This window comes from Azotobacter armeniacus (assembly GCF_054779355.1).
The window spans coordinates 1-10,944 of record NZ_BAAGYK010000018.1 but is presented as its reverse complement, the minus strand read 5'-3'; the positions used below and the strand labels follow the sequence as shown (position 1 = coordinate 10,944).

Here is a 10,944-nt window from a genome sequence, read left to right as displayed (position 1 = left end):
GCGTGGGCTCAGGAGAAGCTGCCCTGGTTTCGTCGCTACCTGGCGTTGCCCAACGGCATTCCTTCGCATGACACCTTCGCCCGGCTCTTCGCGCTGATCCAGCCTCAGGCATTCGAGGCCGCCTTCCGGCGCTGGGTCGAGGCGGTGTTGCCCGCGCTCTCGCCTCAGAGGTTGTGAAAAATTCAAGCGGCTGCTGCGCCCCCCTTCAAAACAGCCGCTAAAACGTTGCGCTACGTGAAAAGTAAGACCATTTGGCTCATAAACTCTCCCGCTTTTCACATGGCACGCCTTTTTGAAGGGGATTGGAGAGGCTCTCACGGCACTGTTCGATTTTTTCACAACCTCTCAGGTGGTGGCCCTGGATGGCAAAACCAGTCGTCGTACGGCCACGGCCGGTGAGGCGGCGCTGCATCTGGTCAGTGCCTTTGCGGCTGACGCCGGACCGATCCTGGGGCAGCAAGCCACAGCGGCCAAGTCCAATGCCGGCGCTGTTATGTTTTCGGCGAGCTGGCCTGCCTGGCTCACCCCGAGCGCTGGCCCGACCTCGGCTGTTTCGTGGTTATCGAGTCGGAGCGCCACTTGCAGGGCAGGGTTTCGCATGAGCGGCGTTACTACATCAGCAGCCTGGCGCCGGATGCCAAGCGGCTGGCATCGGCGATCCGCCAGCACTGGGGCATCGAGAACCGCGTGCACTGGTGCCTGGACGTGGTGTTTGCCGATGACCGAATGTGCGCGTACCGCCCATGCGGCCCATAATCTGGCGACTCTGAAGCGGCTGCCGCTGAACCTGCTCCGCCTGGACCCGAGCCAGCGCAAAGGCAGCCTCAAGACACGCCGGCTCATCGCCGACACTTCGGATGATTATCGGGCCGAGCTGCCGGGACTCGAATGAGAATGCTTGGCTTCATGCGATTGCCCTGCCGCGGTGCCCCCTGCGGGTGAAAAAAAACCGCCGCGGCTTTACACTCGCGGACTTTCCTTCCGCAATCCCGACCGCACAGACCATGTCCGAAGCTCGCCAGATTCTCGTCACCAGCGCCCTGCCCTATGCCAACGGCTCGATCCATCTGGGCCACATGCTCGAGTACATCCAGACCGATATCTGGGTGCGCTTCCAGAAGCAACGCGGCAATCAGTGCATCTACGTCTGCGCCGACGACGCCCACGGCTCGGCGATCATGCTGCGCGCCGAGAAGGAAGGCATCACCCCGGAACAGCTGATCGCCGGCGTGCAGGCCGAGCACAGCGCCGACTTCGCCGACTTCCTGGTCGATTTCGACAACTTCCACTCGACCCACGCCGAGGAAAACCGCGAGCTGGCCGAGTTGATCTACACCCGCCTGCGCGACGCCGGCCACATCGCCACCCGCTCGGTGACCCAGTACTTCGACCCGGACAAGGGCATGTTTCTCGCCGACCGCTTCATCAAGGGCATCTGCCCGAAATGCGGCGCCGAGGACCAGTACGGCGACAACTGCGAGAAGTGCGGTGCCACCTACGAGCCGACTGAACTGAAGGACCCGCGCTCGGCGATTTCCGGTGCCACTCCAGTGCTCAAGGACTCCAAGCATTTCTTCTTCAAGCTGCCGGACTTCGAGGCAATGCTGAAGGAGTGGACCCGCAGCGGCACCCTGCAGGACGCGGTGGCCAACAAGATCGCCGAATGGCTGGACGGCGGCCTGCAGGAGTGGGACATCTCCCGCGATGCGCCCTACTTCGGCTTCGAGATTCCCGGCGAGCCGGGCAAGTACTTCTACGTCTGGCTGGATGCGCCGATCGGCTACATGGCCAGCTTCAAGAATCTCTGCGCGCGCCGCCGGGAACTGGATTTCGACTCATTCTGGCTCAAGGACTCAAAGGCCGAGCTGTACCACTTCATCGGCAAGGACATCGTCAACTTCCATACCCTGTTCTGGCCGGCCATGCTGGAAGGTGCGGGCTTTCGCAAGCCGACCGCAGTCAACGTGCACGGCTACCTGACCGTCAACGGTCAGAAGATGTCCAAGTCGCGCGGCACCTTCATCAAGGCGCGCACCTACCTGGACCACCTCAACCCCGAGTACCTGCGCTACTACTACGCCAGCAAGCTGTCGCGCGGCGTGGACGACCTCGACCTCAACCTCGAGGACTTCGTGCAGAAGGTCAACTCCGACCTGGTCGGCAAAGTGGTCAACATCGCCAGCCGCTGCGCCGGCTTCATCCACAAGGGCAACGCCGGGGTAATGGTCGACGCCAACCCCGAGCCGGAGCTGTGGGATGCCTTCCAGGCCGCCGCCCCGGCTATTGCCGAGGCTTATGAGGCACGCGACTTCGGCCGCGCCATGCGCGAGATCATGGCTCTGGCCGACCTCGCCAACGCCTGGATCGCCGACAAGGCGCCCTGGGCGCTGAACAAGCAGGAAGGCAGGCAGGCCGAGGTCCAGGAAATCTGCGCCTTCGGCATCAACCTGTTCCGCCAGCTGGTGATCCTCCTCAAGCCGGTGCTGCCCAACCTGGCTACCGCCGCCGAGGGCTTCCTCAATGTCGCCCCGCTGACCTGGCAGGACCATGAGCTGCGCCTGGCCAACCACCAGTTGAATCCATTCAACCCGCTAATGACCCGCATCGAGCCCGTGAAGATTGAAGCCATGATCGCAGCCTCGAAAGAAGACCTTGCCGCCCAGAGCACCGAAGCTAGCGCCCCGCAGGGCGACGGCCCCCAAGGCAACGGCGAGCTGATCAAGGAGCCGCTGGCACCGGAAATCAACTTTGACGCCTTCGCCGCGGTCGACCTGCGCATCGCCTTGATCGAGAAGGCCGAATTCGTCGAGGGTGCCGACAAGCTGTTGCGCCTGACCCTGGACATCGGCGACGCCAAGCGCAACGTGTTCTCCGGCATCAAGAGCGCCTACCCGGACCCGAGCAAACTGGAGGGCCGTCTGACCCTGTACGTGGCCAATCTCGCGCCGCGCAAGATGAAGTTCGGCATGTCCGAGGGAATGGTGCTAGCCGCCGGCCCCGGCGGCAGCGAGATCTTTCTGCTCAGCCCGGATGCCGGCGCCAAACCCGGTCAGCGCGTACACTAAAATCCACCGGGGTGGAAAACCCGCCTGCGGTTTTCCACCCTTATCCCAGTATCCGGACACCTTCGCCGGACAACCTTCGCGGTTGTCCCCGCTGGTGCCTTCCCGGATAATGGATGCCCCTTCTTTTTCGATCTCTGCCCGCGCGACGGTGCCCCCGCGATGCCCGAACTCGTCCTGATCCTGGTTGGCGCCATTTTGGTCAACAACTTCGTGCTGGTGCAGTTCCTCGGCCTCTGCCCGTTCATGGGCGTGTCGAAGCGGATCGAGACCGCCATTGGCCTCGCCCTGGCCACTACCTTCGTGCTGACTCTGGCGGCCATGTGCAGCTACCTGCTGCAACAGTACGTGCTCAAGCCGCTGGACCTTGAGTACCTGCGCACCATCGGCTTCATCCTGATGATCGCCGTGGTGGTGCAGTTCACCGAGATGCTGGTGAACAAGACCAGTCCGCTGCTCTACCGCGTACTGGGAATCTTCCTGCCGCTGATCACCACCAACTGCATCGTCCTCGGCGTGGCCCTGATCAACGCCAACAGGGCCGGCTTCGGCTTTCTCGAGGCCAGCATCAATGGTTTCGGGGCTGGTCTCGGTTTTTCCCTGGTGCTGGTGCTGTTCGCTGCCCTGCGCGAGCGCATCACCATCGCCGACGTGCCCAAACCGTTCAAGGGCGCGGCCATCGGCCTGGTCACCGCCGGGCTGATGTCCCTGGCGTTCATGGGCTTTTCCGGATTGATCAAGCTATGACCGCCGTTTTCGTCCTGCTCCTGCTGTGCTTGGTCTGCGGCGCCATCCTCGGCTATGCGGCAGTGCGCTTTCGCGTCGAGGGCAACCCCATCGCCGAGCAAATCAACACGCTGCTGCCACAGACCCAGTGCGGCCAGTGCGGTTACCCTGGATGCAAGCCCTATGCCGAGGCCATCGCCGCCGGTGACAAGATCAACAAGTGTCCACCCGGTGGCGAGGCGACCATCCAGGCGCTAGCCGAGCTGCTGGACCTTGAACCCGAACCGCTGGATGCCACCGAAGGTGAAAAACCACAAATAGTCGCACGCATCCGCGAAGCCGAATGCATCGGCTGCACCAAGTGCCTGCAGGCCTGTCCGGTGGACGCCATCGTCGGGGCCGCCAGGCAGATGCACACGGTGATCGCCACCGAATGCACTGGCTGCGATCTCTGCGTCGAGCCCTGCCCAGTGGATTGCATCGACATGATCCCAGTCGCAGGCTCCCTGCAAAACTGGAAATGGGATCTGCCCCTGCCTCCTGGCCGGCTGATCGCCAGCGATCGGGATCAGGCGGCATGAGCGAAATGAAACTCTGGGATTTCCATGGCGGTATCCATCCGCCGGAGCGCAAGGAGCTCTCCAGCCGTACGCCGATTCAGCCGGCCCCGTTGCCCGCCCGTCTTATCCTGCCGCTCGGCCAACATATCGGCACGCCTGCCGAACCGATCGTTGCGGTCGGTCAGCAGGTCCTCAAAGGCCAGCAGATCGCCGCCGCCAGCGGACGGGTCAGTGCCCCGCTGCATGCACCGACCTCCGGCATGGTGAGCTTCATCGGCCTGCAGCCCTATCCCCATGTTTCCGGCATGCTGGCGCCGGCCATCGTCATCGACAGCGACGGACTGGACGAATGGACTACGCTGGAGCCTTGCGCCGACTACCGCAGCCTGGAGCCGGCGGTGTTGTTGGAGAAGATCCGCCTGGCCGGCATCAATGGCCTGGGCGGCGCCGGCTTTCCCACCGCGGTGAAGCTGGCGGCGCGCCCGCAGCGGAAGATCCATACGCTGATCATCAATGGTGCCGAGTGCGAGCCTTATATCACTGCCGACGACCTGCTGATGCGTGAAAGAGCTGCCGAACTGGTCCTCGGCATTGAGATCCTCGTCCAGTTGATCCAGCCCAAGCAGGTATTAATCGGTATCGAGGACAACAAGCCCGAGGCCATCGCTGCAGTGCGGGCCGCCCTCGGTGAGCTGCCGTTCAGCCTACGGGTACTGCCGACCAAGTACCCATCCGGCGGTGAAAAACAGCTGGTCGAGATCCTCACCGGCCAGCAGGTGCCGAGCGGTGGCCTGCCGGCGGACATCGGCATGCTCTGCCAGAACGTCGGCACCTGTGTCGCCATCCATGACGCGGTGCGCCTTGGCCGGCCACTGATCTCGCGCATCGTCACCCTGACCGGCGAAGCCTTGGCGCGGCCGATGAACGTCGAAGCCCTCCTCGGCACCCCGGTGGGCGAACTGCTGGCCTTCGCCGGGCTGGACGCGGGCCGGCTGGACCGGCTGATCATGGGCGGCCCGATGATGGGCTTCACCCTACCTTCGCTCGACGCGCCGCTGATCAAGACCAGCAACTGCCTGCTGGCACCGACCCGCAGCGAATTACCGCCACCGCCACCGGCATTGCCGTGCATTCGCTGCGGCGCCTGCTCCGACGTCTGCCCGGCCAGCCTGCTGCCACAGCAACTGCATTTCTTCGCCCTGGGCCGGGAGCACGAGCAGCTCAGACTGCACAATCTGTTCGACTGCATCGAATGTGGCGCCTGCGCCTATGTCTGCCCTTCCAGCCTTCCGCTAGTGCAGTACTACCGTGCGGCCAAGGCGGAAATCCGCGAACTGGAGCAGAAGCAACACAAGGCCGAGCACTCCCGACGGCGCTTCGAGCTACGCCAGGAGCGTCTGAGCAAGGGCGAGGAGCAAAAGGAGGCCGAACGCAAGGCCCGCTTCGAAAAGTCTGCACGGGCCAAGGCAGTACAGGCGGAAAGCGCCTCGGTGCCCCATCAGGAGATCCCGCTCGCTACTCAATCCGGACAGGCGGCCGGGCTCTCGGAACAGCAGAAAAAGCTGAAAATAGAGGCCAGCGTAGCCCAAGTAACCCTGAAGAAGGCGGAGAAACAGCTTGCCGCCCATGCCACGGTAGCGCTGGAAGCTCAGGTCGCCGAGCTGCGTGCCGCTGCCGAAGCGGCTCAGCAGGCCCTGGAGGCCGCCACGGCAGCCGCTCCAGCATCAGCGACGAACGACACAGTCCTGAAAAAAGCCAAGATCGAACTGGCAATGAAGCGCGTCGAACTGAAGAAGGCCGAGAAGGCAGGTGCCGACGATGCTGAACGGGCGTGCCTGCGCGAAGCCCTGACCGGCGCCGAACGGGCCCTGCATGCCGCCGAGGAGGCTTCAGACAGGCCCGTGCCACAGTTGGTACGCACCGACAAGCGCCCGGTGGACGAAAAATTACGGGCCTTGAAGACCGAACTTGCCTTCGCACGTGCCAATCTGCGCAAGCTGGAGCGCGATGAAACTGCCGATCCACCCGCGCTGGAGTCGGCACGGACACGCCTGATTGAAGCCGAGCGCAGGTTAGCAGAACACCACGGCGAATAACCCGGCTGCGGCTGTCGCTGGCAGTCCAGCCTAGCGAACCCGGTAGCCGCGCCACCTAGAGCAAGTACACAACGGAGCACCAATGGCCCTGCCCCGCATCACTTCGCCCCATGCTACAGGCAACAATCGTACCCGCCAGGTCATGCAGTTGGCGATGATTGCTACCCTGCCCGGCCTGCTGGCGCTGATCTGGCTGTATGGCTTCGGCACCCTGGTCAACCTGCTCTGGGCGAGTGTCTCAGCGCTCGGTTTCGAAGCAACCGTTCTGAACCTCCGACAACGTCCGGTCGGCTTCTTCCTCAACGACTGCAGCGCCCTGGTCACGGCCGTACTGCTGGCCCTGGCCCTGCCACCCTACTCGCCCTGGTGGCTGACCCTGACCGCCTGTGGCTTCGCCATCCTGTTCGGCAAGCATGTTTATGGCGGACTAGGACAGAATCCCTTCAACCCGGCGATGGTCGGCTACGTAGTGGCACTGATTTCCTTCCCATTGGAAATGACCGCCTGGCCGGCTCCCCATGCCGTCGGGCTGGCCGAGGGCCTCCAGCATATCCTCGGCATCGCCGCCTTGCCCGATGGCTGGAGCCAGGCCACGGCCCTGGATGTGCTGAAGACCAATCGGAGCCTGACCATGGACGAGCTCCGGGCGCAGAGTCCGGCATTCGGCTACTTGGGGAGCCGAGGGGCCGAATGGGTCAATCTGGCCTTCCTTGCTGGCGGCCTATTCTTGCTCCAGCGGCGCCTGTTCGGCTGGCATGCGCCGGTCGGCATGCTGAGCGCGCTGTTTGTCATGAGTCTGCTGTTCTGGAACGGCTCGGGCTCCGACTCCAACGGCTCGCCACTGTTTCACCTGCTGAGCGGCGCGACCATGTTGGGCGCCTTCTTCATCATCACCGACCCGGTGAGCGGTGCGACCAGCAACCAGGGACGGCTAATCTTCGGAATTGGCGTTGGCATCCTCGTATATGTAATCCGCACCTGGGGCGGCTATCCGGACGCAGTGGCCTTCGCTGTACTGCTGATGAACCTGGCCGCGCCGACCATCGACTATTTCAGCCGTCCGCGCACCTATGGTCATCGCAAGTCGGAACGCGGCTTCAAGGTAAGAGAATAAGCCATGCCCATGCTTGAGATCGGCCGCTCGATGCTGAAGAACAGCCTGGTGCTAGGACTGTTCGCAGTAGCTACAGTCGGCACTGTCACACTGCTCCAACAGGGTATGGCCGAACGGATCCAGGCTGCTGAACGCCAGGTCCAAGTCCGCGCCCTGGGCGAGATTCTCCCGGCGGGCAGCTACGACAACGATCTGCTTGTCAGCAGCATCCTGCTCAACGAACCACTGCTCGGCCATCGCAGTCCGCAACCGGCCCAGCTCGCTCGCAAGAACGGTCAAACCACTGCGGTGATTCTCCGGGCCACGGCTCCGGATGGGTACAGTGGTGCCATCCACTTGCTCATCGGCATCCAGGCCGACGGTCGGCTGGCTGGAGTACGGGTCATCGGCCACCGGGAAACTCCTGGCTTGGGGGATCGGATCGAACTGGCCAAGGACCCTTGGATTCGTAGTTTTGAGGGCAAATCACTCGAGAGCCCCGACGAGTCTGGATGGGCTGTGAAGAAAGACGGCGGGGATTTCGACCAATTCGCCGGCGCCACTATCACTCCACGGGCCGTGGTCAAATCGGTTCATCAGGCTTTGCAATATTTCCAAGCCAACAAGATGGCACTTTTAAACACCCAGCTCTCCGAGCAGCAAGGGAGTAACCCATGAGTAACCCCAGCTACCGCGAACTGAGCTTCAACGGCCTGTGGAAGAACAATCCAGCGCTGGTACAACTCCTCGGGCTCTGCCCGTTGCTAGGGGTGAGTAACTCGACGGTCAATGCCCTGGGACTCGGACTGGCCACCGTGCTAGTGCTGAGCTGCTCTAGCGTCACAGTGTCGCTGGTCCGGAGTGTGGTAGATACCGCTGTGCGCCTGCCGGTCTTTGTGTTGATCATCGCCGCGCTAACCACTTGCATAGAACTCCTGATGCAGGCCTTCACCTATGAGTTGTACCAGATCCTCGGTATCTTCATCCCGCTGATCACCACCAATTGTGTGATCCTCGGCCGCGCTGACGGTTTTGCCGCCAAGCACCCCCCTCTGCAGGCTGGCTTCGACGGGCTGATGATGGGCTTGGGCTTTGCCACGGTGCTAGTTGTGCTGGGCGGACTGCGCGAGCTATTCGGCACTGGTGCACTGTTTGCCAACATGCACCTGCTGTTTGGCCCTATCGCGAGCGACTGGCATCTCGTACTGTTCAACGACTATAAGGGTTTTCTGCTGGCCATACTGCCGCCTGGAGCTTTCATTATTCTAGGACTTTTGATTGCATTGAAGAATCGGATTGACGAGCGCCGTGCCGAACGGGCCAAGGCTGGGCAACCACAAACTCCGGCCCCGAACCGTCGCGTGCGGGTAACCGGAGTGATCGAATAACCCCATAGCCTGAAGTCCATCCAATAATCATGAACGCTGCCAAACGCCGGGAAATCTTTCGCCGTTTCCACGAAGACAACCCCAGCCCTACCACAGAACTTGTCTACAGCACACCATTCCAACTGCTGATCGCAGTGATCCTCTCCGCTCAAGCCACCGACGTTGGGGTGAACAAAGCCACCGCCAAGCTCTTTCCGGTAGCCAACACTCCAGAAGCCATCTTCGCCTTGGGTGTTGCAGGACTGAGCGAGTACATCAGAAGCATCGGCCTATTCAACAGCAAGGCAAAAAATATCATTGAGACTTGTCGTCTCCTCATCGAGAAGCACAACAGTCGGGTTCCGGACAATCGGGAGGCCTTAGAAGCGCTACCCGGAGTTGGCCGCAAGACAGCCAATGTAATCCTCAACACTGCCTTTCGACATTTCACCATGGCGGTGGACACGCATATCTTTCGGGTCAGCAACCGTACCCGCATCGCACCGGGCAAGAACGTACTGGAGGTCGAGCGCAAGTTGGTCAAACTAGTACCCAAAGAGTATCTCCTGGACGCCCATCACTGGCTGATCCTGCATGGTCGCTACGTCTGCAAGGCCCGCAAGCCGCTATGCAGTAGTTGCCACATCGAAGACCTGTGCGAATACAAGCACAAGACATCTAACGATTAATCTTTCATTGCAAACAACCATGATCAATTGAAAAAATCTTTTTTACCCTCCCAGGCTTTGCCGCTATAAGGAGCGCCATAGCGCCCGTAGCCTGGAGTGAACATATGGCCACCGACAAAGCTGATATTGAGCTCGATGATGATTTTGCCACCGAGGAAGCGGACGACGCCGGAGCCCAAATCGAAGTTACCAAAACCAATCTGACCAAGCGCCGAATCATAGATAATTATCTCGAAGAGCGTCGCCTGCAGAAGGACCTCGCTGACTACGACTTCGATATTTGAATACGAACTTGACCCCCTTAAATTATATGAGTTTTAAGGTTAGACGAACGCCCCTTCAACCGCTTGTTTCGGATTGGATATCGCCGCTCATGACAATTGGCCTGAGCTTGAAAGCATTGCTCTGATCGTGGAGGTCAGGCCAAACCGCCTTCTTTCCCCCCTATCCAGCGAGGCAATGGCCTTGCATGAGAAGAGGATCTTGCCCCTGTTTCCGACTCGCTTCAGCATAGCTTTCAAAAGCATAACTATTCATTAGTTATGGTGCTGGATGCAATTGCTATGGCTTGCCACTTCAAGTTAAATTTTACCTTGAGCTTCCACTGAACGCCCTATCCAAACAGGAATTAGACATGCGCCTCCTACATACCATGATCCGTGTAACTGACCTGGACAAATCGATTGATTTCTACACCCGCATCTTGGGTATGAGCCTTCTCAGAAGGCTTGACTATCCCGATGGGAAATTCACTTTGGCCTTTGTCGGATATGGGAAAGAAGAGGAAAATACCGTCATTGAATTGACGTATAACTGGAACGTTGACAAATATGAGTTAGGTACCGCTTTTGGTCATATTGCCATAGCTGTTGATGACGCTTACAAAGCCTGCGAAGACATCAAGCAAAATGGTGGTAACGTGACCAGAGAAGCCGGCCCCATGAAACACGGAACAACAATCATCGCTTTTGTGAACGACCCGGACGGCTACAAAATCGAACTAATTCAGGAAAACCAAGCTTGAGTAAATATATGGGAAGGTCTGAATTAAGTACTAGAGCGTAAGTTTTCCGGCATACTAAGCACCTCGTCTCAGCGGTTCCCGGAGCCCCCATGAAATTCGTGTCGTCTCTCTCCGACACAGACCTTCAGGCGTTGATGGAGGCCTATACGCACGCAGAGAAACCAGCCTTGCGCCGTCGTGCCCATGCCATCGTGCTCAGCCACAAGGGCTACAGCATCAACCAGATCAGCGACATTCTCGCCATCACACGCGAGACGGTATCGCTCTGGTTCGACGCCTGGAAGTCCACTGGACTGGAAGGGCTCAGGGACAAGGCACGCAGCGGCC

General features: G+C 60.5%; 11 protein-coding genes and 2 pseudogenes. All 13 read left to right on the top strand.

Features of this window, described 5'->3' with window-relative positions; all coding sequences use genetic code 11:
* A pseudogene (locus ACYVD0_RS04165) lies at nt 1-165 on the top strand (transposase family protein); the annotation flags it as partial.
* 181 nt (nt 166-346) lie between these two features.
* A pseudogene (locus ACYVD0_RS04160) lies at nt 347-892 on the top strand (ISAs1 family transposase); the annotation flags it as partial.
* A gap of 112 nt (nt 893-1,004) precedes the next feature.
* Entirely contained in the window at nt 1,005-3,065 is a 2,061-nt protein-coding gene (gene metG / locus ACYVD0_RS04155) for a methionine--tRNA ligase (protein WP_460425634.1), read from the top strand.
* A 159-nt stretch (nt 3,066-3,224) separates the two neighbouring features.
* Nucleotides 3,225-3,809 (top strand): electron transport complex subunit A, encoded by a 585-nt coding sequence (rsxA, locus tag ACYVD0_RS04150; RefSeq protein ID WP_460425633.1) that lies wholly within the window; start codon nt 3,225-3,227, stop codon nt 3,807-3,809.
* Complete coding sequence (gene rsxB, locus ACYVD0_RS04145) at nt 3,806-4,369, top strand: electron transport complex subunit RsxB (protein WP_460425632.1); 564 nt, start codon at nt 3,806-3,808, stop codon at nt 4,367-4,369. Before rsxA ends, rsxB begins: the two co-directional genes overlap by 4 nt.
* A complete protein-coding gene (gene rsxC, locus ACYVD0_RS04140) occupies nt 4,366-6,444 on the top strand; it encodes an electron transport complex subunit RsxC (protein ID WP_460425631.1) in 2,079 nt (692 codons plus the stop codon). The genes rsxB and rsxC overlap by 4 nt, the downstream gene beginning before the upstream one ends.
* An 82-nt stretch (nt 6,445-6,526) precedes the next feature.
* The gene (locus ACYVD0_RS04135; protein WP_460425630.1) at nt 6,527-7,558 is read left to right on the top strand and encodes an RnfABCDGE type electron transport complex subunit D; all 1,032 of its coding nucleotides are present in this window, start codon (nt 6,527-6,529) and stop codon (nt 7,556-7,558) included.
* A gap of 3 nt (nt 7,559-7,561) precedes the next feature.
* Nucleotides 7,562-8,215 carry an electron transport complex subunit RsxG gene (gene rsxG / locus ACYVD0_RS04130; protein WP_460425629.1) on the top strand — a complete coding sequence of 218 codons (654 nt, stop codon included), beginning with the start codon at nt 7,562-7,564 and terminating at the stop codon, nt 8,213-8,215.
* Nucleotides 8,212-8,925 carry an electron transport complex subunit E gene (locus tag ACYVD0_RS04125; protein WP_460425628.1) on the top strand — a complete coding sequence of 238 codons (714 nt, stop codon included), beginning with the start codon at nt 8,212-8,214 and terminating at the stop codon, nt 8,923-8,925. Before rsxG ends, ACYVD0_RS04125 begins: the two co-directional genes overlap by 4 nt.
* 29 nt (nt 8,926-8,954) lie before the next feature.
* Nucleotides 8,955-9,593 carry an endonuclease III gene (gene nth / locus ACYVD0_RS04120; protein WP_460425627.1) on the top strand — a complete coding sequence of 213 codons (639 nt, stop codon included), beginning with the start codon at nt 8,955-8,957 and terminating at the stop codon, nt 9,591-9,593.
* A 104-nt stretch (nt 9,594-9,697) separates the two neighbouring features.
* A complete protein-coding gene (locus ACYVD0_RS04115; protein ID WP_460425626.1) occupies nt 9,698-9,877 on the top strand; it encodes a PA3496 family putative envelope integrity protein in 180 nt (59 codons plus the stop codon).
* Nucleotides 9,878-10,227: 350 nt separating this feature from the next.
* On the top strand, nt 10,228-10,617 hold the full coding sequence (gene gloA / locus ACYVD0_RS04110) for a lactoylglutathione lyase (protein ID WP_460425625.1): 390 nt from the start codon (nt 10,228-10,230) through the stop codon (nt 10,615-10,617).
* Nucleotides 10,618-10,706: 89 nt separating this feature from the next.
* A partial coding sequence (locus ACYVD0_RS04105; protein WP_460425624.1) for a helix-turn-helix domain-containing protein occupies nt 10,707-10,944 on the top strand: 238 nt, incomplete at its 3' end.

Coding starts and splice junctions, on each gene's coding strand:
- ACYVD0_RS04135 (WP_460425630.1), top strand. CDS start 6,527: ATGGCCCTGCCCCGCATCACTTCGCCCCATGCTACAGGCAACAATCGT.
- rsxB (WP_460425632.1), top strand. CDS start 3,806: ATGACCGCCGTTTTCGTCCTGCTCCTGCTGTGCTTGGTCTGCGGCGCC.
- nth (WP_460425627.1), top strand. CDS start 8,955: ATGAACGCTGCCAAACGCCGGGAAATCTTTCGCCGTTTCCACGAAGAC.
- ACYVD0_RS04125 (WP_460425628.1), top strand. CDS start 8,212: ATGAGTAACCCCAGCTACCGCGAACTGAGCTTCAACGGCCTGTGGAAG.
- gloA (WP_460425625.1), top strand. CDS start 10,228: ATGCGCCTCCTACATACCATGATCCGTGTAACTGACCTGGACAAATCG.
- rsxA (WP_460425633.1), top strand. CDS start 3,225: ATGCCCGAACTCGTCCTGATCCTGGTTGGCGCCATTTTGGTCAACAAC.
- rsxG (WP_460425629.1), top strand. CDS start 7,562: ATGCCCATGCTTGAGATCGGCCGCTCGATGCTGAAGAACAGCCTGGTG.
- rsxC (WP_460425631.1), top strand. CDS start 4,366: ATGAGCGAAATGAAACTCTGGGATTTCCATGGCGGTATCCATCCGCCG.
- ACYVD0_RS04115 (WP_460425626.1), top strand. CDS start 9,698: ATGGCCACCGACAAAGCTGATATTGAGCTCGATGATGATTTTGCCACC.
- metG (WP_460425634.1), top strand. CDS start 1,005: ATGTCCGAAGCTCGCCAGATTCTCGTCACCAGCGCCCTGCCCTATGCC.